Below are 23,292 nucleotides of genomic sequence, written 5' to 3'. Positions count from 1 at the left end.
CCATGAGCGCGCGTCCCGTCGAGCTGTTCTTCGATCCGATCTGCCCCTGGGCCTGGATGACCAGCCGCTGGCTGATCGAGGCGTCGCAGGTCAGGGAGGTGGAGATCACCTTCTCGATCATGTCCCTGGCCGCGCTGAACGAGGGCCGCGATCTCCCCGAGGGCTACCGCCGCTCCATGGACGACGCCTGGGGCCCCGCCCGCACCGCGCTCGCCGTCGCGCAGCAGGGCTCGCAGGAGGACCTCGCCGCCTTCTACACGGCCTTCGGCACCGAGTTCCACGTGGGCGGGAACGGCGACCGCCGGGCCGCCGCCCTGGCGGGCCTCGCCGCGACCTCGCTCGGCGCCGATCTGATCTCCGCCTACGACGACGAGTCCTTCGACCCCGAGCTCCGCTCGCGCCAGAAGGCCGTCATCGAGCTCGTGGGCGACGAGGTCGGCACCCCCGTCATCTCCTTCGGCCCCGGCCGCGCCTACTTCGGTCCCGTCATCTCGCCCGCCCCCAAGGGCGAGGAGGCGGGCATGCTCTTCGACGGCCTCGAGCTGATGACCCGCACCGAGGGCTTCTTCGAGCTCAAGCGCACCCGCACCGTCGGCCCCATCTTCGACTGACCCGCCCCACCCCGCGAAAGGCACCGCCACCCCCATGCGCGTCCACATCGGCACCGATCACGCCGGCTTCGAGCTGAAGAACCGGCTCATCGCCTCCCTCACCGCGAAGGGCCACGACGTGGTCGACCACGGGGCGTTCAGCTACGACCCGCTGGACGACTACCCCTCCTTCTGCACCGATGCCGGCGAGGCCGTCGTCGCGGACCCGGGCTCGCTCGGCGTCGTGATCGGCGGCTCCGGCAACGGCGAGCAGATCGCCGCGAACAAGGTCAAGGGCGTGCGCGCCGCGCTCGTGTGGAACGAGGACACCGCGCGCCTCGCCCGCGAGCACAACGACGCGAACGTCGTCTCCGTGGGTGCCCGCCAGCACTCCGAGGAGGAGCTCGAGCACCTCATCGACCTCTTCCTCGCGGAGCCCTTCAGCGGCGAGGAGCGCCACCAGCGCCGGATCGACCTCGTGGCCCGCTACGAGACCACCGGCTCCTACGACCAGGGTGCGGGCTCCGCCGACGCCGCCTTCTGATGCCGGAGGGGCACACCGTCCACCGCCTCGCCGCGGCGCTGCGCCGCGGGTTCGGCGGGCAGCGCCTCCGCATGTCGAGCCCGCAGGGCCGTTTCCCGGAGGCCGCGGCGCTCTCGGGAATGGTGCTGCTCGAGGCGGAGGCTGCGGGCAAGCATCTGCTGCTGCACCTCGGCCCGGAGGAGGGGCTCGCCCCCGGTGTGCCCGGCACCCGCATGGTGCACGTGCACCTGGGCCTGTACGGCTCGTGGACCTTCGCGGGCGAGTCGGGCTTCGCGAGCGCCCACGCGATCGGCGCCCCGCGGCTGCGGGTCGGCGAGCGGGAGGAGGCCCTCCCCTCGGATGGCGGCACCGGGGCCGACGACGCCGCGACCGGGTCCTGGCGGGAGATCGTCCCGCGGGGGACGGTGCGCCTGCGGATCGTGGGGGAGAAGGGCCTCGCCGACCTCACCGGCCCCACCGCCTGCGAGCTCTATGACTCGTCCCAGCGCACCGCCCTGCTCGAGCGGCTGGGACCGGACCCGCTGCGCGCGGACGCGGATCCGGACCGCTTCGTGGACCGCGTGCTGCGTTCCCGCACGGCGATCGGCACACAGCTGATGGACCAGTCCGTCGTGGCGGGGATCGGCAACATCTACCGCGCCGAGCTGCTGTGGCGCGCGCGGTTGGATCCCTGGGTGCCGGGCCGGGACCTGTCCCGCGGCCTCGTGACCGGGATCTGGGAGGATCTCGTGCCGCTGATCGGCTACGGGGCCCGCACGGGCCGGATCGTCACCACCCAGCCCGAGCACCGCGGGATCGAGGCGAGGATCGTGGAGCCGCGCCGCGCGACCCGCCAGAACGGGGACGAGCGTGAGGGCGTGGTCCCGCGCGAGCAGTCCTTCTACGTCTACCACCGCCAGACCCTGCCCTGCCGGGTCTGCGGCACCACGGTGCGCAGCGCCGCGATGGCGGGGCGCACCGTCTACTGGTGCCCGCGCTGCCAGGGCATGCGCACGCGGCGCTCGCCGTGGGTGCGCGAGCACCCGGCGGCGGGATGGGCGGCGGCGGGTTAGGGTCGCCGGTCATGGACCCCGATGCGCTCCCGCCGCTCGCCCCGCTGCTCGGGACCGGCCGCCTCCCCGTCGGCGACGGGCACGAGATCGCCTACGAGACCTCCGGCGACCCCGACGGCGTGCCCGCCCTCTACCTCCACGGCGGTCCGGGCGGGCGGCTGAGCCCCGGCTACCGGCGCAACGTCCCCGCCGATCGCACCTACCTCGTGGGCCTCTCCCAGCGCGGAGCGGGGGAGAGCACGCCGAGCGCCGGGGCGCCCGGGCCCGTGGACGTCTCCGCGAACACGACCGCCCACCTCGTCGCGGACATCGAGGCGCTGCGCGAGCGCCTCGGGATCGACGCCTGGATCGTCCAGGGCGTCTCCTGGGGATCGACCCTCGCGATCGCCTACGCGCAGGCGCATCCCGAGCGGGTGCGCGGCGTGGTGCTCATGGCCGTCACCTCGACCTCCCGCCGGGAGGTCGAGTGGATCAGCGAGGGCGTCGGCGCGCTCCTCCCCGAGGCGTGGGACGAGCTCGCCGCGCTCGCCGAGGAGCACACCGATTACCGCCGCGGCGGGGACCTGCCCCTGGTCGAGGCGTACCGGCGGATGCTCACGGCGGAGGACCCCGAGCTCGTGGACGCCGCCGCCCGCGCCTGGAACGTCTGGGAGGACGAGCACATCCGCATCGGCACCGGGCAGGCGGCACGCTCCCACGCCGTGCCCGAGGACGAGCCCGTGACGGAGCACGCCCGCGGCTTCGCCCGCCTCGTCACCCACTACTGGGCGCGGGACGGCTTCGTCGCGGACTGGGCCGTGCCCTGGGGTGCGGCCCCCGGCAGCGGCCTGCTGGGGGGCATGCACCGCATCGCCCATGTCCCCGCAGTGCTGATCCACGGCCGCCGCGACGTCTCCGGCCCCGTGCTCACCGCCTGGGAGCTGCACCGTGCCTGGCCCGCGAGCGACCTCGTGGTGGTCGAGGAGGAGGGCCACGGCGGCCCCGTGATGGTGTGCGCCTGGCGGGAGGCGATGGACCGCCTCACGCGGTGACGGGCTCCGCCCTCCCCGGCGTCCGGCTCCCGGTGACGCGGCCCAGCTGCCATGCGAGCGCGAGCGCGACGAGGATCCCGTTCAGCGGGGCGATGCCGAGCGGGAGGTCGGCGCCCGCCCCGTCGGTCATCTCCGCGTCGGGGGTGCCGAGCGGGGAGGGGGGATCAGCGCTCGAGCTCCGCGGCCTCCATGCCGATGTCCTCGCTCCAGATCTCGGGGCGCTCGGCGATCATGCGCTCCATGAGCGCCACGCACTCCGCGTCGTCCGCGACGTCGACCTGCCCACCCCGATCGCGCAGCAGCGCCTCGGACATCTCGAAGCTCCGGTTCTCGCCCACCACGATCCGCGGGATCTCGTACAGCAGGGCCGTGCCCGCGCACATGATGCACGGCGAGAGCGTCGTGTAGAGCACACGCCTGCGATACACCGAGGCGCTGCGCCGGCCGGCCCGCTCGATCGCATCGGTCTCGCCGTGCAGGATCGCGGAGCCGCGCTGCACGCGCTGGTTGTGGCCCGTGCCGAGACCGGATCGACGCCTCCGGTGTCGTACCGTGGGCCCATGTCCGACCTGCACTCCGCGCACCTGCGCGACATCGATCCCACCACCGTGTACCTCCTGGCGAAGCTGCGTCAGGACGTCTTCACGATGGAGCAGGGCGCCACTGATCCCGACCTCGACGGCCGGGACCTCGAGGACGGCACGACCATCCTGTGGATCGAGGCGGGCGGTGTGCCCGCGGCCCACATCCGCGTGCTGACGGAGGCCGACGGCACCTTGCGGATCGGCCGTCTCGCGGTCGCCGCCGCGCACCGCCGCGACGGGTTCGGCGGGCGGATCATGCGCGCGGCCCTCGACCTCACCGAGCGCCTCGCCCCCGAGGCCGAGGTGCACATCGACGCCCAGGCCTACCTCGAGAAGTGGTACCAGGGCATGGGCTACGAGACCGTGGGCCCGATGTTCCTCGAGGCCGGGATCGAGCACGTGCCCATGGTGTTCCGTCACCCCAGCAGGTCGACGATCTCCTGACGCCCGAAGTACGCGGCGGTGTCCCTCGCGCTCGGGGTGCCGGCCGCCGGATCGGCGCCCGCGTCGAGCAGCGCCTGCACCACGGCCGTGTCGCCCTTGAAGGCGGCGCCCGCGAGCGGGGTCTGCCGGCGGTCGTTCGCGAGGTCCACGTCGGCCCCGCGCGCGGCGAGACCCCGCACGAGCTCTGCGTGCCCGTGGTAGGCGGCGAGCATGATCGGGGTGTTGCCCGCGGCGTCCTGCATGTCCACCGGGACGCCCTGGTCGATGACGGGCAGCAGTGCGAGGTCGCCGCCGCGGGCGAGGTCCATGATCTGCTGGGCGAGGGCCACGACCTGCTCGTCGACAGGATCGGTCTGGTCGTTCATCCGGGCAGGCTAGCCCAGAGCAGCTGCGCGAGGGCGGGCCAGACCAGCAGCAGGACCGCGACCGCGCCGCCCACGAGGTCCGCCCGGGTGAAGCGGCTGGGCAGCGCCCAGGTGCGCCGGGTCGCGGTCGCGAAGCCGCGCGCGTCGAGGGCGAGGGCCTGCTGCTCCGCACCGCGCAGGGAGTCCACGAGCAGGGCGAGGGTCGCGCCGGCGAGCATCCGCGGGGAGCGGCGGCCTCCGCGGCCGCGCAGCACCCGGGTCGAGGTGATGATCTCCCACTGGCGGCCCGTGTGCCCGGCCCGCACGAGCGCCGCGACGACCGCGACGACGGGCCGCGCCGGCCAGCGCAGCCGCCCGCCCAGCGCGTCGCCGAGGGCCGTGACGTCCAGGCTCGTGAGCGCGATGACCCCGGGGGCGACGAAGGCGGTGATCCGGCAGGCCTCCTTGAGGCCCAGCAGCCAGGCCTCACCGCTGAGCGCCGGGGCCTCGCTGAGCAGGGCCGTCGTCCAGGCGATGCTCACGGCGGAGAGCAGCACCGGGGTGAGTCGCCACACCGCGCCGCGCACGGAGCGGAGCGCGAGCGGGGCGAGCAGCACCGTGGGCAGCAGAGCGAGCAGCCCGCCCTGCCAGGTGGAGACGGCGTAGGAGCCGACCGCCGCGAGGATGCCGATCAGGCAGAGCATCAGCGGGTTCAGGGCGTCCGCGGGCCGGTGCGCGGCGCGGGGGACGGGCAGGATCCGACGATCGGGTTCGGCGGAGGCCTCGGGGGCGGGGGTCGTTGCCCCGGCCGACGCGCTCGCCGCCGTCGGGGCGGGGGAGGGGGTGCCCTCCAGGTGGTGCCGGGACCCGGCGGCCGCGACGAGCACGGGGTCGTGGGAGGCGGCGACGACGGCGGTGCCGCGGTCCCGGGCCTCCTCGAGCAGGGCGAGCACCGCCGACCGCCGCTCGGCGTCCAGGCCCACGGTCGGCTCATCGAGCAGCAGCACCTCGGGCCGCGCCGCGAGGGCGGCGATGATCGCGAGGCGCCGCTGCTCCCCGCCGGAGAGCCGATGGGGGTTGGCACCGGCGAGGTGCGCGAGGCCTGCGCGGTCCAGCAGGGACCGGGCATCCGCCGCGGCCGCGGGATCCGCCGCGTCGCCGAGCTCACCGCGCACGGTCGAGGCGAGGAAGAAGTGCGCCGGGTCCTGGGGGACCAGCAGCAGCGAGCCGCGCCGCCGGCCGGCCTCCGCGGCGAGGGAGCGCAGCAGGGTCGTCTTCCCCGCGCCGCTCGCCCCGGTGACGACGGTGAGCAGCCCCGGCTCGATCCGCAGCTCGGCCTCCGGGGCCGGGCCCGGGGCGGGCTCCGTCTCCTGCAGCTCGGGACGCCGGGCGAGGACCTCCTCGGGCGGTCCGTCGGCGAGCACCTGCGCGCCGGGGCCCAGCACGACGATCCGGTCGAGGTGCTCCCGCCACGGCTCCACGTGGTGGTCGGCGATGACGAGGGTCCGCCCGGCGGAGGCCGCGAGCACGGCGCGGCGCACCGTCGCGGCGGCCTCGGGATCGAGCATGCTCGTGGGCTCGTCGAGCAGCATCGCCTCGGGGTGCAGGGCGAGGGCGCCCGCGAGGGCCACCCGCTGCTGCTGCCCGCCGGAGACGGCGAGCGGATCCCGGGAGCCGTCGACGTCGACCGCCGCGGCCTCCAGGGCGCGCCTCACCCGCTCGTGGATCTCGGGGCGGGGGAGGGCCGCGTTCTCCGGGCCGATCGCCGCGTCGCGCGCGACGGTCGCGCCCACCACCGCATGCGCGGGGTTCTGCAGCAGCAGCCCCCGCTCCCCGGGGCGGGAGGGCCCGGTGGGGGCCTGCTCGAGGTCCCCGGCCTCGGGGTCGAGCAGGCCCGCCAGGGCGCGCAGCACGGTGGACTTCCCGCTCCCGCTCACCCCCGTGAGCAGCACCTTCTGCCCGCCGGGCACGTGCAGGCGCAGGCCGTCGAGCGTGGGCTCGTCGCGGCCCGTGGGGCGCCAGCGCACCCCGTCCAGGAGCAGGTCCCTCACGCAGCCGCCCTCACGCGGCGGTCGTGGCGGCGGCGCGGCGCTCGCGATCCCGGTCCCGGCCCGCGGGCAGCGCGTCGAGGGCTCCCGTCGCGCCGAGGGCTCGCACGGCCGCCCAGCCGAGGGCTCCGCACAGCAGCGCACCGGAGACCAGGAAGAAGGCCAGCAGCAGAAGGGCGAAGGTCCAGCTCATCTCGGGGTAGTAGGAGAAGCGCTCCCACACCCATTCGAGCGCCGCCGCGATCACGCCGCCGAGCATCGCGACGGGCAGCGTGAAGCGGCGGTAGACGAAGAGCAGGAAGCCGATCTCGACGCCGCCGCCCTGCAGCAGGCCCGAGACGACGGTGCCCCAGCCCCACTGGCCGCCGAGGATCATCTCGAGCGTCGCGGCGACGAGCTCCGCGAGAAGCGCCGCGCCGGGCTTGCGCACGATGAGCGCGGCGAGCACGGCGGGCAGGAACCAGATGCCGGCGAGGATGCCCTCGGCGGGCTTGAAGGCCGCGGTGAGCGGCCCGATCAGCGAGTACAGGGCCCCGTAGCCCAGGAAGGCGACCCCGAAGGCCGCTCCGATCGCGACGCTGACCAGCAGGTCGATCGTCCTCATGCGTGTCATTCCGACTCCTCTCCTCGTGGAAAGGGGCGTCGTGGCGCCGGGGGCGCCGCGACGGAAATCCCGACTCCCTCCGCCGGCATGACCCGGTTCAGGTTCGAGGGTCTGCGCATGCGCGCACTCTCAGCACCGTGCGGTGCTCCCCTGTCAGTGGATGACCGCGGGCCAGTCTACCGCCGCGCGCGGATCGCCTGGTCGATAGCCTCCGCAGTGGACCGCGGGTCCGTGGGGGAGAACAGGCAGTGGGTGCCGCCGCGACCGATGATCTCGACCTGGGTGCCCGGCCGGGTCACGAGCAGGCGGTAGGTCGCCTGCGTCTCGGTCAGGGTGAGGGTGCGGCGCGAGCCGACGGCGGTGAGCTGCTCCGGGGCGGGGGTCAGCGCGTGCCCGCGACGCCATCCGTAGCCGCCCACGGTGACGCCCACGACCGTGGCGTCCAGCTCGCGCAGCTGCACGCCGCGGAAGTCCTCGACGGGCCATGTGGCCTGCGGCCAGAACCCGCCGAGGCTCACGGTCACCCCGCGGCCGTCGACCAGGATGCGCGTCGCATGGTGCATCCACGTCCACACGGCGAGCAGCGCGAAGAGCACGGCCGCGGCGACCAGCAGCGGCGGCGGGACGGTCGCCCGCACGAGCGCGAGCACCAGCAGCACGACCCCGGAGGCGGCGGTGAGCGCGATCCGCGTCCAGCCCACGGCCGAGGGCCGGGTCGTGTCGGTGAACGAGGGCGCCTCGGGCCTCATGCCCGCCCCGCGTACGCGCTCACCAGATGCGGACGCGCTCGGCGGGCGTCCGGTACATGCCGTCGCCCTCGCGCACGTCGAACGCCTCGTGGAAGGCGTCGAGGTGGCTCACCACCGTGTTGCAGCGGAACTCCATCGGCGCATGGGGGTCGATCGCGAGGCGGCGGATCGCCTCCTGCGGCCGGGTCAGGCCCCGCCACACGGTCGCCCAGGACCAGAAGACGCGCTGCAGGCCTGTGAGGCCGTCGAGCTCGGGGGACCCCTCGCCCGCGGTCGCGAGGTACGCCTTCACCGCGATCGTGAGGCCGCCCAGGTCGCCGATGTTCTCGCCGACGGTGAGGGCGCCGTTGACGTGGTGGGCGTCGTCGAGGTCCCGGGGCGAGAGCGCCGAGTACTGCTCGATGAGGGCTGCGGTGCGCTCGTCGAAGGCGGCGCGGTCCTCCTCGGTCCACCAGGTGACGAGGTTGCCGTGGCCGTCGAACTTCGAGCCCTGGTCGTCGAAGCCGTGGCCGATCTCGTGGCCGATCACGGCGCCGATCCCGCCGAAGTTCACGGCGTCGTCGGCCTCCGCGTCGAAGAACGGCGGCTGCAGGATCGCGGCGGGGAAGACGATCTCGTTGCGGCCGGGGTTGTAGTAGGCGTTGACCGTCTGCGGGGTCATGTGCCACTCGGTCTCGTCGACCTCGCCGCCCACCTTCGCGTACTCGAACTCGGCGTCGAAGCGGCGCGAGGCGCGCACGGTCGCGACGAGGTCGCCCTCGACGATCTCGAGGCCCTCGTAGTCCCGCCAGGTCTCCGGGTAGCCGATCTTTGGGACGAACAGGAAGAGCTTCTCGAGCGCCTTCGCGCGCGTCTGCTCGGTCATCCAGTCCAGGCCCTCGATCGAGACGCGGTACGCCTCGAGCAGCGCGGCGACCAGACGCTCCATGTGCGCCTTGTGCTCCGGCGGGAAGTGGCGCGAGACGTACTCGCGGCCGACCTCGAAGCCGACGGCTCCCTCGACGAAGCCGACGCCGCGCTTCCAGCGCTCACGCAGCTCCTCCGCGCCCGAGAGCACGGTGCCGAAGAAGGCGAAGTTCGCGTCGACGAGCGCCGCGGGGAGATAGGGGGCGTAGGCGGAGACGGTGTGCACGGCCATCCAGGCGCGCAGCACCGCGAGGTCCTCGGCCGCGAGCAGCTCGGCTGCCGCGGAGACGAACTCGGGCTGTCCCACGGAGACCACGTCGAAGGTCCCCGCCGGGGCGCCGGTCCCCTCGACGAAGGCGTCCCACGGGAAGGCGGGGGCGAGCTCCGCACGCTGCGCGGCGGTCATCGGGTTGTCGGACTTCTCGCGGTCGCGCACACGGACGACGTCGACGTGGCACGCGGCGAGGCGGGTCTCGAGATCCATGACGGCCGCGGCGAGCGCCTCGGCGTCGCCCTCGGGGAGGCCGGGGCGGCCGGGGAGGTCGGCCAGGCGCGCGAGCTCGGCGAGGTGCGAGACGTAGGCCTCGCGGATCGCCGCATAGGACTCCTCGCGGTAGTACGACTCGTCCGGCAGGCCCAGACCGCCCTGGTGGATCTTGACCTGGTAGCGACTGGAGTCGTGATCGTCGGTCCACACGTAGGCGAGGACGGCGGAGGTGCCCGAGTCCGGGGAGGCCATGAGGCGCACGAGGTCCTCGAGGGAGGCCGCCTCGCCGATCCCGCCCAGCAGCGGCTCGAGCGGCGCGATGCCCGCCGCCTCGATCGCCTCGGTGTCCATGAACATCCGGTACAGGCGGCCGATCCGTCCCGGCTCCTCCGCGCCCGCGGCATCCTCGACGATCTCGCGGACCTGCTCCTCGGAGAGGTCGCGGAGGGCGTGGAAGGCGCCGTCGGTCGAGCGGTCCGCGGGGATCGTGTGCTCCCGCAGCCACGTGCCGTTGACGTGGCCGAAGAGGTCGTCCTGGATCCTCACCGCGTCGTCGCGGGCGCTGAGGTCGAGGCCGGAGGGGCGGGGTGTCGTCATGAGGGCGACCTTTCTGACGGTCAGCGGGCGAGGGCGGTGGTCGGGCGTGGGTCAGGCGGTGGCGAGGCCGAGGACGGCGAGCAGCAGGGTGAGCACACCCACGCCGAGCGGGACGTACGCCCAGGCGGTGCCGGCGCGCTCCGCCGGCGGGCGGCGCTGGAGCACGAGCGTCGAGAGGCCGGAGCCGATCGAGAGCACGGCCGTGCCGATCACGAGCACGGGGGAGAGGATGACCAGCACCGTCGCCCCCACCTGGAAGCAGGCGGTGCCGATGACGTCGAGCAGGCGCATGACGACCGTGGAGCGGGCGCCCACACGATGGTGCAGGAGGGTCGCCACGGCGTCCTCCGCCCACTGCGAGGGGCTGGCGATCCGGCGCCGGGTGGAGACGGTCTGCGTGGTGGCCAGCACGAGCCAGACGATCGCGGCGCCCGCGCCGATCCACACGCCGAGCTCACCGCGCAGCTCCCCGGGCCACAGCAGCAGGCCCAGCAGCACGGCGGCCACGCGCAGCAGCTCGTCGACCGCGCTGCGCACGGCGAGCAGTCCCGGGTTCACGGCCAGCTGACGGCGCGTGCGGCTCACGAACAGGCTCGTCACCACGAGGGAGAGCAGGTGCGCGGCGCCGAGCGCGAGACCCAGCACGAGCGGCAGCGGGGTCGAGGGCGCCATCGGCAGGATCGTGAGCAGCAGGACGACGATCACGACGGGGATCAGCAGCGCGACGACCGAGAGCCCGCGCACGAGGTCCCGGACGAGGTCCGCTCCCGTCGGCGGATGGTCGTGGTCGGAGTGGTCGTGCGGGTCGTGGGCCGTGTGCGGATCCTGCGGCGTCGCGGCGCAGGAATCGGCGGTGCCCTCCACGCGGGGGGAGGTCCCCGGGGTCTCGGTCATGGAGCTCCTTCTGGTCCCCACCAGGGTACCGGGATCAGGGTGGCCCCGATCCGATGTGCGACGATGCCCCCTGTGACGTCGGACGGCAGGAAGGTCGAGGGCATGGGGCTGACGCCTGCGCAGAGGCAGCGAGCGCTCGGTGCCGTGGTCGCCGCGGCGACGGGGGACGCCCTCGGCGCACCCTACGAGTTCCAGGCCCCGGTGGCCGCCTCCGACGACGTCGACATGGTGGGCGGCGGCATCCTCGACTGGCAGCCCGGCGAGTGGACCGACGACACCTCGATGGCGATCGTCGTGCTCGAGGCGGCGGCGACGTCCCCGGGTCTGCACGACCTCCGCGTCGACTCCGCGCAGGACCAGATCGCCCGCGAGTGGTACTCGTGGTCCCTCGGCACCCCGGACATCGGCACCCTCACCTCCTCCGTCATGCGCCGCGCGGCGGACAACGCCCGTGAGGACGGTCACTTCGCCCCGCGCGCCGCGGACCTCCGCCGCGCCGCGGAGGCGGCCCACGCGGCGACGCCCCGCAACGCCGGCAACGGCTCGCTCATGCGCACCCACGCCGCCGTGCTCCCGTACCTCCTCACCTCCGAGGACGACGCCGTCGCCGGCATCGAGGCCGTGTGCACGCTCACCCACGTCCACCCCGACACGGTCGAGGCGTGCATGCTCTGGGGCCTCGCCGTGCGCCATGCGGTGCTGACCGGGGAGATCGACGTGCGGCGCGGCCTCGAGCGGCTCGACGAGGACCGTCGCGCCCTGTGGAGCAGCCGCATCGACGAGGCGGAGGGCGCCGCGCCGGAGGACTTCCGGCGCAACGGCTGGGTCGTCCACGCCTTCCAGGCGGCGCTCGCCGCCGTCCACGGCGCCGGGCCGATCCCCGAGGACCGCTTCGCCCGCCGCGACATGCTGCGCCGCGTGCTCGACTCCGCGGCGCGCGCCGGCTACGACACCGACACCGTCGCGTGCATCGCGGGCGCCCTCGCCGGCGCCGCCCTCGGCGTGAAGTCCGTGCCGCCCGAGTGGCGGCGCATGCTCTTCGGCTGGCCCGGCTACGAGCTCGACGAGCTGGTCAGCCTCACCGACCGCGTGATCGGTCCGGTCGGGGGCGCCGGCGAGGGGCGGGAGCGGTCCGCATGAGCGGCGCCGTCTGGGACCTGCGGATCCTCTCCTGGAACCTGTGGGAGCTGCGCGGCGACCTCCCCGCGATCATCGACACCGTCGAGGACCTCGCCCCGGACGTCCTGCTCGTCCAGGAGGCGCCGCGCTTCGTGCTGCCGCGCGCACGGCTCGATTGGTTGTCCCGGCGGCTGGACCGGCGCGTGCTCGTGGGCGGCGGGGCCCGCGGCCGCGGCCTCGCCGTGCTCGGGACCGATGCGGTCGCCGCGCAGGTGGTCCGCCGCGGGGCGCACGGGGTCTCCCAGAGGGTCTCGGACCTGAACTCGACCTACCCGCGGGGCGTCGCCGCGGTGCGGCTCTCCGTCCCGGAGGGGGACGGCCGCTCGGTCGTCGTCGCCGCGACGCACCTCGCCCTGCAGGAGGACAACCGCCGTGCCCACGCCGAGCACCTCGCCGCGCTCGTGCGCGGCGCCGGGTCGCCGGTGATCCTCGGAGGGGACCTCAACGAGACGGCCGACGGCACCGCCCGCACGCTGCTCGCTCCGCTGTGCGACGATCCCGCCGACCAGGGCGAGTGGACCTTCCCGGCGCGCCGGCCGCAGCGCCGGATCGACGCGGTCCTCGCCTCGCCGGGGGTGCGGGTCCGGGCGGCGCGGTCGGTGCACGCCACGGAGCGCGTGAGCCGGGAGCGGCTGGCCGGGGCCTCCGACCACCTGCCGACCCTGCTCGACGTCACCCTCTGAGCGTCACCGCCCCGCCCCTGCCCCGGGCTCAGGGCCGGGCGTCGGTCGTCGCGGTGCGGAGCCCGGCGGAGAAGGGCACGAGCTGGTCCTGTCCGCCCACGTGGCGCACGAGCACCCCCGCGTCGTCGGCCGAGACGACCGTGAGCTGGGTGCGGTAGCAGCGCAGCGCCGCCGTCACCGCCGCGGCGGTGCCCGGCAGCTCCCGCACCGCGCCGTGCTCGGAGATCTCGAGCATCGGGACGGAGCTCTCCGCGCTCGCCGCGCGCGCCAGGTGGTGGGTGCGCACGTGGTCGGGATGGCCGTAGGTGCCCTCGTCGTCGTAGCTGACGATCAGGTCGGGGCCGGTGGAGGCGATCAGCGCGAGGAGGTCCGCGACCTCCGTCTCGAGGGGCCGACGGGTGAGACTGTCCTCCCCGGCGGTGTCCGAGGGGCCGGCGAGCCCCTCACGGATCCACTGCATGCCCGAGTCGCGGTAGCGGCGTGGGGCGGCGCCCGCGGCGAGGGCCGGCGCCGTCCCCAGGAGGTGCCGGGCCGCGAGGCCGAGTGCGCGGGTCGCCCCGTCGATCTCCGCGGCGCGGACCTCGTCGAGCGGGCGGTCGTCGTCCTCCGCGATCGCACCGGGGACCACCTCGCCCTCCTCGCCGCGGGTCGCGGTGACGAGCTCGACGTGCACACCGCGCGCGGTGAGATCTGCGATGAGCGGGCCGGTGGAGAGGGTCTCGTCGTCCGGATGGGCGTGGACGACGAGCACCCGGCGGGCGGCGTCGAGCAGCGCCCACGGGTCCTGCGGGGAGGGGGTCATCGCCGGGCCTCCGAGCGTGCGAGCTGCTCGCGGTACAGCGCGGCGAGGGCCTCCCCGGAGGCCTCCCAGGTGCGGGTCGTCGCGAACTCGCGAGAGGCGGTGACGGCCTCCGCGAAGCGTGCGGGGTCGCCGAGCATCGCCTCCACGGCCTCCGCCCAGACGTCCGGGTCACGGCTGCCGAGCACCACGCCGCCCGGTCCCACCGCCTCCTTCACGCCGCCCGCGCAGCGCCAGGCCACGACGGGGGTGCCGCTCGCCTGCGCCTCGAGCGCGACGAGGCCGAAGGTCTCCGACCAGCTCGTGAGCAGCAGCACGCCGGCCCCGCGCATGGCCGCGGCGAGCTGCTCCCGGCCCATCGATCCGGCGAACTCGACCCGGTCCTGGACACCGAGCTCACGGGCCCGGTCGCGGAGCTGCTGGAGGTACGGGGCGAAGTCCTGGGAGACGCCGCCCGCGAGCACGAGCCGGGCCCCGATCGCGGGGTCGAGGTGCGCGAGCACCTCGAGGGCGAGATCGGGGGCCTTGAGCGGCTGCAGGCGTGCCGTGAACAGGAGCGTGGGGCGCCGGCGGCGCTCCTCGGGATCCTCCGGGGAGGGGCGGAAGCGCTCGACGTCCACGCCGGGGCGGACGATCGTGATGCGCTCCCCGGGCACGCCGTAGCGCTCGGCGACGGTGCAGGCCTCCGCCTCGGAGACCGCGACCACGAGGTCGGAGCCCTCCGCGACGGCAGCCTCGCCGGGGATCCGGCCGGGCGACTCCGCGGGCTCGCCCGCGTCGAGCGAGCCGGAGCCCTCCGGGGCCGCGACCGAATGGAAGGACTGCAGGTGCGGGACCCCGAGCTCGCGCGCCACGGGCAGGGCGGCGACGCCGCTGAACCAGTGGTGGGAGTGGACGAGGTCCACGTCGAGCTCGGCGAGCAGGCCGCCGAGGTGCTTGCGGAACGGGGCGATCGCCTGCTCCATCGCGCTCTTCGCGAGCGTCGCGGGCGGGCCCGCGTCGAGGTGGTGCAGGCGCACCCCCGGGGCGACGTCGACCACGTCCGGGGCGTCCGGCGCGGCGCGGCGCGTGATGAGCTCGACGGTGTGGCCCGCCCGGGCGAGGGCGAGGGACAGTTCGAGCACCACGACGTTCATGCCGCCGGCGTCGTCCCCGCCCGGGTCCTCGAGCGGGGAGGTGTGCAGCGAGATCGCGGCGATCCTCAGGGGAGCGCCGCTTCGCGAGGTGGTCTCCGGCATGGGAGCCATCCTAGGTGGGAGCACGGTCGGTGCCGTGCCGGCACTCGGCCCCTGCCGGTGCCGGGAGACGTCCCCGGTGCGCTGCCGGGCGGGGTCCGCGACCGCGGCGAGGGTCCCGGCGCGGTCCTCGTCCGGAGGTCCCGAACCCATACTCCCCGGGGGTCCCGTCTATTCCCCGCCGGCACCCGTGTTCGCCCGTGACGAAAACCGGGGCGGCCTGGGTCACGAGAAGTTGAACACGCCCCGACAAGGGTCCAGAGTCGTGGGCATGGACACAGCCCAGACGGTGGATTGGGGGGCGCTGAACGCGAGCGCCGCCGGGCGACCCGCGCGCCGCCTGGTGGACCGCGCGATCACCGCCGCCGGTGGCGCGCGCCGCCCCGGCACCGTGCTGGACATCGGCGCCGGCGCCGGCGCCGACTCCCTCCAGTTCGCCCGCCGCGGCTGGACCGTGCACGCCTACGATGCGGACGACACCCTCGCCGCCCGGCTCGTCGAGAACCAGCGGATGAGCGGCACCGTGCGCTTCCACCACACGGACGTCACCTCGGTGCTCGAGTTCCCGCCCGCGCGGATCGTCTACTCGACCTACACCCTCTCCCTGCTCGGCGAGGAGGGACTCACCCGGACCTGGCCCCGACTGGTCTCCGCGCTGCCCCGCGGCGGCGTGATGGCCGTCGACGTCATCGGCCGGAACGACTCGTGGGCCGAGCGGGACGACATCGCCGCTCTCGACGCCCCGCAGATCGACGCGATGTTCCGCGGCTTCCAGGTCCTGGATCGCTCGATCCGCGACGAGGACGGCCGCTTCCAGGCGGACAAGAAGCACTGGCACGTCATCACGACGCTCGCGCGGAAGACCGCCTGACCGCCGTCGCGGTCCCCAGCGCACCGAAGGCCCGTCGCGGAGCCGTGCGGGAGCGCCGTCCACCACCTCCGTGCGCGCCCTGACGGACGAACCGAGCCGCCGCGCCTGAGCGGCCGGTCCCGCCGCCGGGCGTGCGCGTCACGGGCGACATCGCCCGACTCCTGCAGGTGCTCGTCCACCGCGAGATCGGGATCCTGCTCGCGCACCTGCGGCGGCGGTCCACGCTCCTTCCCGAGCGCATCACCCGCCTCACCGCCACGGCCCGCACCGTGGACGCCGTGATCGAGAGGATCGCCCTCATGGACGAGAGCGCCGCCTGCTGGGACTGAGCGACCGCCGCCGGCGGGGACGAGCCGCGGCTCAGCGCTCCTCGAGCAGGCCCTTCAGGGTCGCGAGGTCCGCGCTGACCGCGGCCTCGTCGGCCGCGAGCTCATCCTCGCCCATCGTGCCGCGGCGCAGGGTGAAGACCACCTCGCTGCGCTCCTCGCCCAGCGGAAGCACCCGCATCGGGTTCAGCGTGGACTCGCCGCTCTCGAGGGTCACCGTGTGGTCGAGCACCCCGTACGGGTTCTCGGGCGCGAAGCTCACGAGCACTCTGCCCATCGGGGAGCTCATCGACCACTGCTCGATCTCCCGCTGCGGATCGCTGCCCGCGAGGCCCGCGGCCCAGCGCGGCAGGTTCCGCGGATCGGCGGTGAAGGCGTAGACGTCTTTCCAGGGACGCTCCACGACCACGCTGAGGTGCCGGCTGTCGCTGCTGCTCGTCGTGCTCATGCGATCGACGCTAGCAGGCGCGGTGCACGGGGAGCCCGGCTCCGCCCGCGGCGCTGTCGAGGGCGCGCAGCACCGTTCGCACGAGCGCGGCGGTGCCACGTGGCTCCTGCACCATCGCCCCCTGGCCCGCGGGGGAGACGACCACCCAGCGGGCGCGGCCCCGGCGGGGCAGGCGGCCGATCTCCACGTGCCGCCCACCCGCGAGCGGGATGGTCAGCGCGCCGCTCGGGCCGCGGGTGATGTGCGCGGCGAGTGCCGGGCGCGCCTCCAGGAGACCCTCCAGGATCCGGTCGCGCTCGACCTCGGCGGGGCTGCGACCGGAGGACCGGTCGAGGATCGTCGGGGACATCGGCTGCCTCCTTCCGTGGCGTGATGCTCACGCTAGGGAAGGGGGCCGACGGACGAGCGGGTGCCGCGGACGGGGCGGAGGTCTCCCGGTCCTTCCCTCGCTCCCCCGTGGGCCGGTGCCCGGCGAGCAGTCGGCGTCCCCTTCCCGTCAGCGGAAGGAGACGCCGACGGCGCGCGCGTCAGCGCGTCATGGCGCTGGGTCGCCGGGATCAGCGGCCGCGCCTCCAGACGAAGCGGGCGGTCTCCTCCGGATCGAGCACCGCCGCGGGATGGGGGCCCGCCGCCCACCAGCGCTGCGACTGCTCGTCGATGTCCGCCGCGGCGAGGGCGCCGCCGGCGAGGAGCACGTAGTTGCCGAAGTCGCTGCGCTCCACGAGGGCGGCCGCCGTCAGCATCCACACGCCCGGCAGGCCGAGGGAGACGCTCGCCGCCTCGAGCGCCGCGGCCTGGGCCGCGATGAAGTGCTGCCCGGCGTCGTCGCCGACGTTGACCAGCAGCAGACCATCCACCTCGAGGTGCTCGAGCGCCTCGACGTAGAACTCCTCGGCGGCGAGGTGCGGGGGAGAGGCCTCGCCGGAGAAGACGTCGAGCACCACGACGTCGAAGAGGCGTCCGGGCATCTCGCGCAGCCGGTCGCGCGCATCGCCCACCACCACCTCGAGCCGCGTGCCCGCGGGCAGGGGCAGCGCGCCGACGACGAAGCTCACGAGCTCGCGCTCGAGCTCGATCACGAGCTGCTCGGAGTCGGGCCGCGTGGCCTGCACGTAGCGCACGAGGGTGAGGGCGCCGCCGCCGAGGTGGGCGATCGTGAGCGGTTCGCCGCGGGGCCGCACGGTGTCCACGGCTGCGGCGATGCGGCGGAGGTACTCGTGGGAGATCCGCGAGGGATCCGCGAGGTCCACGTGCGACTGCTCGATCCCGCCGATCCTCAGCACCCACCCCTCGTCCCAGTCGGAGCGCTCGACCACGGCGGGCAGGCCGCTCTCGGACAGGTGCACGGTGCGGGGCCGGGCCGGGCCGTCCGGGGTGCGGGGCAGATCGTCGTCCGGGGGGCCCGTGACGGGGTGGGTGCGCCCCATCAGAGGTCGCCGGCGAGGTCGTCGATCACGGTGCGGGCGGAGACCGCGCGTGCCGCACGGAACCCGGTGCCGGCCCAGAGGTGCACGAGCTCGGCCAGGCCGCGCCGGCTCGCCTCGGCCCGCAGGGCACGGGTGAGGTGGTGCACGGCGGGATAGGCGGTGGGCGCCTCCGCGTCGTGCCGCTGAAGGAACGGGGTGCGCAGCGCGCGGGCGGGTCGTCCGGTGAAGGCCCGGGTGACGGCGGTGGCGGTGAAGCGCGGGTCGGCGAGGGCGTCGCGGTGCGTCGCGGAGGTCCCGGCCTCCTCGGCGCGCAGCAGCAGGGTGCCGACGGCGACCGCCTCGGCCCCGGACTCCCGGAGCGTGGTCACGGCGGCCGGGCCGTCCACGCCGCCGGCGGCGACGAGGGGGAGGCGGGTCTGCGCGCGGACGGCGCGCACCACGGCGGCGGTGTCCTCCTCGCCGATCCGCCGCCCCGGGTCCCAGGTGCCCGAGTGGCCGCCGGCGCGCGGACCCTGCACGACGAGGCCGTCGGCCCCGCGCGCCTCCGCCTCGCGGGCCTCCTCGGGCGTCGTCACGGTGACGAGCACCCGGGAGCCGGCGCGTTGAAGGGCCGCGACGTCGGACGCCGCGGGCGGGCCGAAGGTGAAGCTGACGAGCGGGACGGGGTCGCCGAGGAGCAGTGCGAGCTTCGCGGGATAGGCGTCGTCGTCCACGCGCGGCGCGGGGTCGAGGTTGATGCCCAGCTGTTCCGCCTCGGGGGCGAGGCGCTCCGCGTAGCGGGCGAACGCGTCCCGGTCGAAGTCCGGGGGACCGGGGACGAAGAGGTTCACGCCGAAGGCGTGACCGGTGGCCCGCGCCGCGGTGACGCGCTCCCCGAGGGCCCCGGGGGAGAGGTAGCCGCCCGCGACCATGGGCAGGGCGCCGCCGGCGGCGAGGGCGGCGACGAGCGCGGGGGAGCCGGGCCCGCCGGCCATCGGTGCCCCGACGAGGGGGAGGTCGACGCCGAGGGAGGACAGCAGCGGGGACGGGGTCATGGTCCGACGGTAGCGCTCGGCGGCCGGGGACGGGTGCACCGGGAGCGCTGGTCGGAAGGCTCCGCGATCCGATGCCGATGCTGCCCGTCCGTGCACGGCGACGATCGCATCACCGCTGCAGGCCGGTCGGCCGCGGGGCCCCGTCCCTCGCGGCATCCGGGATAGGCAGGTGCGATGAGTCGGCTCCACAGCCGGGGTCACGGCTGTGGAGCCGATCGGGGCCTCACCCCGATGTCAATCGACGCTGATGCTCTAGGCGGTCTCGCCGGGCAGCTTGTACGCGATCACGTCGACGTTCTGGATGCTCGGCTCGGTGCTGAACAGATCAGCTCCCTGCGCAGCGAGTGCCTGACCGACGCCACCCGAGAGGTGGGTCTGGCGGGCCTCGTCGTCGGGGAACACGTCGAAGATCCCGAAGGTCGATGGGTCGAACTGCAGGGCGAACCAGGCATGCGTCCCCTCCTCCTGCTCGACGATGGGGCGGGCGCTGCGGAGGAAGTCCGCGACGTCCTGCTCCTTCCCCGGCTTGGCGTGAACGACGACCGACAATGCAACGTTGACCATGTTTTCCTCACTTGTCCTGGCTGAACAGCTCGACCATCGCGGCGTTGAAGGCCGGGAGATCCTCGGGCGAGCGGCTGGTGATCAGATTCCCGTCGCGCGCCACCTCTTCGTCGACGACGTTCGCTCCGGCATTGCGCAGGTCGGTGCGGATGCTCGGGTACGAGGTCAGCGTCCGACCCTTCGCGACACCGGCCTCGACCAGCGTCCACGGTCCGTGGCAGATCGCGGCGACCGGCTTGTCGGCGACCATGATGTCGCGCACGAATCCGACGGCGTCGGCGTCCATGCGCAGCTGATCGGGGTTGACCGTGCCGCCGGGAAGCAGCAGGGCGTCGTACTCGTCGGCCGAGGCGGACTTCACCAGGGCGTCGACCGAGAACGTTCCGGCCTCGTCCAGGTCGTTCTCGCGGGCCTTGATCTCGCCATCGTGCAGCGAGAGCAGCACGGTCGTGGCCCCGGCGTCCTGAAGAGCCTGTCGCGGCTGCTCGAGCTCCACGCGCTCGACGCCGTCCGCGGCCAGGATCGCGATCCGCTTGCCATGCAATTCGTCTGCCATGTTCTGCTCCGTTCTGCGAGAGATGACGGCTTGCCCGTGGGGCGAGCCGCACGCTGTCCGTACCGGGCAGCGTGGTTCGGGTGCAGGACGACTCGGGTGCGGTCGTCGTTGCGCTCATCGAGGTCCCGGCAGGTGGTGGCTGCCGATTCTCGGGCCGGGTCCTGGGGGACGGAGAGGAAGCTTCGGCCCGGAGGTCGTCGCTGACGTTCCGCCATCGACGGTGGGACTTCTTCGCCGGGGCCTGGCCGAGTGTGAGCGCCTGCCCCTCAGTAAGGGTAGACCTCGCACGTCAGCGACGGGGCGCACGTGGCCATCTCATCCGGGACGCCGGGACGCCGGGACGTCGGGACGCCGGGGCACGAGGACGTCGACGACGCCGCAGGACGTCCGGTCGGCGTCGTCCGAGGGTCGCCGATCTGGCGACGCAGCCTGTTCGTCCGATGCGCTCCCTGCGACGAGGTCATCGACCCCGTCGCAGCCGTCCGACGCTCACGCCCGGGAGGCGGCCTCCCGGAGCGCGGCCTCGAGGTACGGCGCCGACGCACCGGCTCCGGACGAGGCGACCTGCGCGGGCGTGCCTGAGGCGACCACCGTGCCGCCATCGTCCCCCGCCCCGGGCCCGAGGTCGATGACGTGGTCCGCCACGGCGACGATGCGCATGTCGAGCTCGACCGCGACGACGGTGTTGCCTGCGTCCACGAGGGTCTGGAGATGCGTCACGAGCCGGTCGGAATCGGCGCTGTGCAGCCCGGACGTCGGCTCGTCGAGGACGTAGAGGGTGTCACCGCGCTGGGATCGTTGGAGCTCGGAGGCGAGCTTCACCCGCTGCGCCTCGCCTCCGGACAACTCGGTGGCCGGCTGTCCGAGACGGAGATATCCGAGGCCGACGTCGACCAGCGCCGCGAGCGACCGCATGATGTCGAACTCGCCCTGGAAGAAGTCGTGGGCCTCCTCGACGCTCATGGCGAGGATCTCCGCGATGTTGCGGCCGCGCCAGGCGATCTCCAACGTGCTGGACTGGTAGCGGGTGCCGTGGCAGTCGGGGCACTCCGTGTAGACCGAGGGGAGGAAGAGCAGCTCCACCATGACGGATCCCTCGCCCTTGCAGGTCGGGCAGCGACCGCCGGTGACGTTGAAGGAGAACCTGCCCGCCTTGTACCCGCGAGCGCGAGCCTCGGGCGTCTCCGCGAACCTCCGCCTCACGTGGTCGAACAGGCCCGTATAGGTGGCGACGTTCGAGCGCGGGGTGCGCCCGATGGGCTTCTGGTCGATGCTCACGACGCGGCGCACCCCGTCGACGTCGCCGCGGATCTCTCCCTCGAGCTCGTCGGGCTCGTCCGACAGCAGGAGCTCGTCCCCTTCGGCGGCGTCAGCGTCCTCCGCCTGGTCAGCTCGTCCCTGCCGTTCGTCGAGCAGTGCGGGGAGGGCCTGGCTGACCAGGCTGGACTTGCCTGATCCCGACACTCCGGTGACGGCGGTGAACACCCCGAGCGGGAAGGAGATCGACACGTCGCGCAGGTTGTTGCGCGTGACGTGCTCGAGCTTCAGCCATCCCTGCGGCTCGCGAGGCGTCCGGTGGGGCAGGCCGCTGCCCCCGAAGACGTATCCGCGGGTGACGGACTCCTCCACCTCGGCGAGCCCTTCGTAGGGCCCGCTGTAGACGACACGCCCGCCGCGCTCACCCGCGCCGGGCCCGATGTCGACCAGCCAGTCCGCGTGCCGCATCACATCCACCGAATGCTCCACCACGAACAGGCTGTTGCCCCGGCGCTTGAGCCCGTCGAGGATGCCGAGCAGCGCGCTGACGTCCTGCGGATGAAGCCCAGCGGACGGCTCATCGAGCACATAGACCACGCCGAAAAGTTCGGAGGTCAGCTGGGTGGCGAGCCGCAGCCGCTGCAGCTCCCCGCCGGAGAGGGTGGGGGTGGTGCGGCCCAGGGACAGGTACCCCAGACCGAGATCGATGATCGGCCGCAGTCTGTTGACGAGCTCCGCGCCCAATCGTGCTGTCGCGGCCAGCTTCTCGACCGATCGGTCAGACGACATGCGTGCGTCTTCGACGACCGCGGGGGCGGATCCTCCGGCGTCGGCCCGCTGCCCGGCGTCGCGCCGGCCAGCCCGGCCACCGGTGCTGCCCGCCGACTCAGCCCCGTCGAGAGCGCTGGTGGCCCGTTCGACCGCCCGGTCGATCAGCGTCGAGAGCTCCGCGAGCGGCAGAGCGGAGAGATCGGCGATGTCGAGGCCGTCGAACGTCACGGACAGGGCCTCCGGCTTCAGCCGCTTCCCATGGCAGGCGGGGCAGGGAGCAACCGTGAGGAACTCCGCCACGCGACGCTTCATCGACCCGCTCTTGGTGTTCGCGAACGTGTCCAGGACGTACCGACGAGCTCCGACGAAGGTGCCCGAGTAACTCGGTTCCACGCCTGCCGCGGTCGCGGCCTGCGCCTCGGAGAGCGTGAGCCGCGAGTGGACCGGGACGTACGGCGTCTCGTCCGTGTAGAGGATCCAGTCCCGATCCTCCTTCGGCAGATCCTTCCAGGGCACATCGACGTCGTAGCCGAGCGCGACGAGCACATCGCGCAGCTGATGACCGTGCCAGGCCGTCGGCCAGGAGGCGATGGCCCGCTCGCGGATCGTCAGCGAAGGGTCCGGCACCATCGTGTCCTCGGTGACCTCGTACACCCGGCCGATGCCGTGGCACTCCGGGCATGCGCCCTGCACCGTGTTGGCGGAGAAGTCCTCGGCGTAGAGCATCGGCTGGTCATCGGGGTAGTGGCCGGCCCGGGAGTAGAGCATGCGCACCAGTGACGAGAGCGTGGTGATGCTGCCCACCGAGGACCGCGCACTGCGGCCCCCGCGCTGCTGCTGAAGAGCGACGGCCGGCGGCATGCCCGTGATGGAGTCGACGTCCGGGACGCCGGCCTGGTCGATCAGGCGACGAGCGTAGGGAGCGACGGACTCGAGATAACGGCGCTGGGACTCCGCGAACAGGGTTCCGAACGCCAGGGACGACTTCCCCGAGCCCGAGACCCCGGTGAACACCACCAGCGCGTCGCGAGGCACCGTCAGGTCGATGTCCTGGAGGTTGTGCTCCCGTGCGCCGAGAACCTGCACGTCGGGCTGAACGGATGTGGAGTCCGACGGTGCGGACCTGCGTGCGTCGACCATGCCGGCGACACTAGCAACGCGTTCCACCGATCGGTCGGAGCATGGCCCCGTCCTCCACGGCCCACCTGCCCGTGGCGCCTGTCGCCGCAGCGGCGGCAGGCGCCAGGGTGGAGCACGGGGCTCCGTCT

The 23,292-nt window shown here is 74.1% G+C and carries 26 protein-coding genes and 1 riboswitch; of the genes, 9 read left to right on the top strand and 17 right to left on the bottom strand.

Going from position 1 to position 23,292, the window contains the following annotated elements:
- The first annotated feature begins 2 nt into the window (after positions 1-2).
- The 4 genes from C1N80_RS12995 to C1N80_RS12980 are packed head-to-tail and all read left to right on the top strand — an operon-like array spanning position 3 to position 3,217.
- Complete coding sequence (locus tag C1N80_RS12995) at positions 3-611, top strand: DsbA family protein (protein WP_137771156.1); 609 nt, start codon at positions 3-5, stop codon at positions 609-611.
- Between the two features lie 34 nt (positions 612-645).
- Positions 646-1,134: a ribose-5-phosphate isomerase gene (locus tag C1N80_RS12990; RefSeq protein WP_137771155.1), complete on the top strand. Its 489-nt coding sequence runs from the start codon at positions 646-648 to the stop codon at positions 1,132-1,134.
- Entirely contained in the window at positions 1,134-2,186 is a 1,053-nt protein-coding gene (locus C1N80_RS12985) for an Fpg/Nei family DNA glycosylase (protein WP_137771154.1), read from the top strand. The genes C1N80_RS12990 and C1N80_RS12985 overlap by 1 nt, the downstream gene beginning before the upstream one ends.
- Positions 2,187-2,197: 11 nt before the next feature.
- Positions 2,198-3,217 (top strand): alpha/beta fold hydrolase, encoded by a 1,020-nt coding sequence (locus C1N80_RS12980; protein ID WP_137771153.1) that lies wholly within the window; start codon positions 2,198-2,200, stop codon positions 3,215-3,217.
- On the opposite strand, the gene C1N80_RS15580 is transcribed toward C1N80_RS12980, so the two are convergent.
- Together C1N80_RS15580 and C1N80_RS12975 are read right to left on the bottom strand one after the other, a co-directional pair.
- Positions 3,207-3,347, bottom strand: coding sequence for a hypothetical protein (locus C1N80_RS15580; RefSeq protein WP_168198108.1), 141 nt, complete (start codon positions 3,345-3,347; stop codon positions 3,207-3,209). The two genes, C1N80_RS12980 and C1N80_RS15580, sit on opposite strands and share 11 nt — an antisense overlap.
- 34 nt (positions 3,348-3,381) lie before the next feature.
- Entirely contained in the window at positions 3,382-3,717 is a 336-nt protein-coding gene (locus C1N80_RS12975; RefSeq protein ID WP_240811131.1) for a deaminase, read from the bottom strand.
- Between the two features lie 60 nt (positions 3,718-3,777).
- On the opposite strand from C1N80_RS12975, the gene C1N80_RS12970 reads away from it, so the two are divergent.
- Positions 3,778-4,245, top strand: a complete 468-nt coding sequence (locus C1N80_RS12970) for a GNAT family N-acetyltransferase (RefSeq protein WP_137771152.1) — start codon at positions 3,778-3,780, stop codon at positions 4,243-4,245.
- Here the strand turns inward: C1N80_RS12970 and C1N80_RS12965 are convergent.
- The 6 genes from C1N80_RS12965 to C1N80_RS12940 form a co-directional block, all read right to left on the bottom strand.
- Entirely contained in the window at positions 4,218-4,610 is a 393-nt protein-coding gene (locus C1N80_RS12965; RefSeq protein ID WP_137771151.1) for an ankyrin repeat domain-containing protein, read from the bottom strand. The genes C1N80_RS12970 and C1N80_RS12965 overlap by 28 nt on opposite strands.
- A complete protein-coding gene (locus C1N80_RS12960; RefSeq protein WP_240811130.1) occupies positions 4,607-6,640 on the bottom strand; it encodes an ATP-binding cassette domain-containing protein in 2,034 nt (677 codons plus the stop codon). Before C1N80_RS12960 ends, C1N80_RS12965 begins: the two co-directional genes overlap by 4 nt.
- Before the next feature lie 10 nt (positions 6,641-6,650).
- A complete protein-coding gene (locus C1N80_RS12955) occupies positions 6,651-7,241 on the bottom strand; it encodes an ECF transporter S component (RefSeq protein WP_240811129.1) in 591 nt (196 codons plus the stop codon).
- Between the two features lie 57 nt (positions 7,242-7,298).
- Positions 7,299-7,403: riboswitch (TPP riboswitch) on the bottom strand.
- A 14-nt stretch (positions 7,404-7,417) separates the two neighbouring features.
- Positions 7,418-7,990, bottom strand: coding sequence for a hypothetical protein (locus tag C1N80_RS12950; protein ID WP_137771149.1), 573 nt, complete (start codon positions 7,988-7,990; stop codon positions 7,418-7,420).
- Positions 7,991-8,009: 19 nt separating this feature from the next.
- Positions 8,010-9,980, bottom strand: coding sequence for a M13 family metallopeptidase (locus C1N80_RS12945; protein ID WP_137771148.1), 1,971 nt, complete (start codon positions 9,978-9,980; stop codon positions 8,010-8,012).
- A gap of 51 nt (positions 9,981-10,031) precedes the next feature.
- Positions 10,032-10,874, bottom strand: a complete 843-nt coding sequence (locus C1N80_RS12940) for a hypothetical protein (protein WP_240811128.1) — start codon at positions 10,872-10,874, stop codon at positions 10,032-10,034.
- Positions 10,875-10,976: 102 nt separating this feature from the next.
- On the opposite strand from C1N80_RS12940, the gene C1N80_RS12935 reads away from it, so the two are divergent.
- Both C1N80_RS12935 and C1N80_RS12930 read left to right on the top strand, forming a co-directional pair.
- Positions 10,977-12,014 (top strand): ADP-ribosylglycohydrolase family protein, encoded by a 1,038-nt coding sequence (locus tag C1N80_RS12935; RefSeq protein ID WP_240811127.1) that lies wholly within the window; start codon positions 10,977-10,979, stop codon positions 12,012-12,014.
- A complete protein-coding gene (locus C1N80_RS12930; protein WP_137771146.1) occupies positions 12,011-12,736 on the top strand; it encodes an endonuclease/exonuclease/phosphatase family protein in 726 nt (241 codons plus the stop codon). The genes C1N80_RS12935 and C1N80_RS12930 overlap by 4 nt, the downstream gene beginning before the upstream one ends.
- A gap of 28 nt (positions 12,737-12,764) precedes the next feature.
- Here C1N80_RS12930 and C1N80_RS12925 read toward each other — a convergent pair whose 3' ends face one another.
- Both C1N80_RS12925 and C1N80_RS12920 read right to left on the bottom strand, forming a co-directional pair.
- Complete coding sequence (locus tag C1N80_RS12925; RefSeq protein WP_137771145.1) at positions 12,765-13,538, bottom strand: PIG-L family deacetylase; 774 nt, start codon at positions 13,536-13,538, stop codon at positions 12,765-12,767.
- Positions 13,535-14,773, bottom strand: coding sequence for a glycosyltransferase (locus tag C1N80_RS12920; RefSeq protein ID WP_137771144.1), 1,239 nt, complete (start codon positions 14,771-14,773; stop codon positions 13,535-13,537). The genes C1N80_RS12925 and C1N80_RS12920 overlap by 4 nt, the downstream gene beginning before the upstream one ends.
- A 268-nt stretch (positions 14,774-15,041) precedes the next feature.
- Here C1N80_RS12920 and C1N80_RS12915 point away from each other — a divergent pair, with 268 nt between their 5' ends.
- Positions 15,042-15,641 carry a trans-aconitate 2-methyltransferase gene (locus C1N80_RS12915; protein ID WP_137771143.1) on the top strand — a complete coding sequence of 200 codons (600 nt, stop codon included), beginning with the start codon at positions 15,042-15,044 and terminating at the stop codon, positions 15,639-15,641.
- A gap of 131 nt (positions 15,642-15,772) precedes the next feature.
- The gene (locus C1N80_RS12910; RefSeq protein WP_137771142.1) at positions 15,773-15,970 is read left to right on the top strand and encodes a hypothetical protein; all 198 of its coding nucleotides are present in this window, start codon (positions 15,773-15,775) and stop codon (positions 15,968-15,970) included.
- Positions 15,971-16,001: 31 nt separating this feature from the next.
- Here the strand turns inward: C1N80_RS12910 and C1N80_RS12905 are convergent, their stop codons facing one another.
- The 7 genes from C1N80_RS12905 to C1N80_RS12875 form a co-directional block, all read right to left on the bottom strand.
- Positions 16,002-16,415, bottom strand: coding sequence for an SRPBCC family protein (locus C1N80_RS12905; RefSeq protein ID WP_137771141.1), 414 nt, complete (start codon positions 16,413-16,415; stop codon positions 16,002-16,004).
- 10 nt (positions 16,416-16,425) lie between these two features.
- The gene (locus C1N80_RS12900) at positions 16,426-16,764 is read right to left on the bottom strand and encodes a hypothetical protein (RefSeq protein WP_137771140.1); all 339 of its coding nucleotides are present in this window, start codon (positions 16,762-16,764) and stop codon (positions 16,426-16,428) included.
- A gap of 208 nt (positions 16,765-16,972) precedes the next feature.
- A complete protein-coding gene (locus C1N80_RS12895) occupies positions 16,973-17,842 on the bottom strand; it encodes a spermidine synthase (protein ID WP_168198107.1) in 870 nt (289 codons plus the stop codon).
- The gene (locus tag C1N80_RS12890) at positions 17,842-18,876 is read right to left on the bottom strand and encodes a nitronate monooxygenase family protein (protein ID WP_137771139.1); all 1,035 of its coding nucleotides are present in this window, start codon (positions 18,874-18,876) and stop codon (positions 17,842-17,844) included. Before C1N80_RS12890 ends, C1N80_RS12895 begins: the two co-directional genes overlap by 1 nt.
- Positions 18,877-19,128: 252 nt before the next feature.
- Positions 19,129-19,440 (bottom strand): putative quinol monooxygenase, encoded by a 312-nt coding sequence (locus tag C1N80_RS12885; RefSeq protein ID WP_137771138.1) that lies wholly within the window; start codon positions 19,438-19,440, stop codon positions 19,129-19,131.
- Positions 19,441-19,447: 7 nt separating this feature from the next.
- Entirely contained in the window at positions 19,448-19,996 is a 549-nt protein-coding gene (locus tag C1N80_RS12880) for a type 1 glutamine amidotransferase domain-containing protein (RefSeq protein ID WP_137771137.1), read from the bottom strand.
- Between the two features lie 489 nt (positions 19,997-20,485).
- Positions 20,486-23,164, bottom strand: a complete 2,679-nt coding sequence (locus tag C1N80_RS12875; RefSeq protein ID WP_137771136.1) for an excinuclease ABC subunit UvrA — start codon at positions 23,162-23,164, stop codon at positions 20,486-20,488.
- Between the last annotated feature and the right edge of the window lie 128 nt (positions 23,165-23,292).

It is taken from the genome of Brachybacterium sp. SGAir0954, assembly GCF_005490785.1.
GTDB classification, from domain to species: Bacteria; Actinomycetota; Actinomycetes; order Actinomycetales; family Dermabacteraceae; genus Brachybacterium; species Brachybacterium rhamnosum.
The sequence above is the reverse complement of the archived record's forward strand: the minus strand, read 5'-3'. Positions and strand labels throughout refer to the sequence as shown.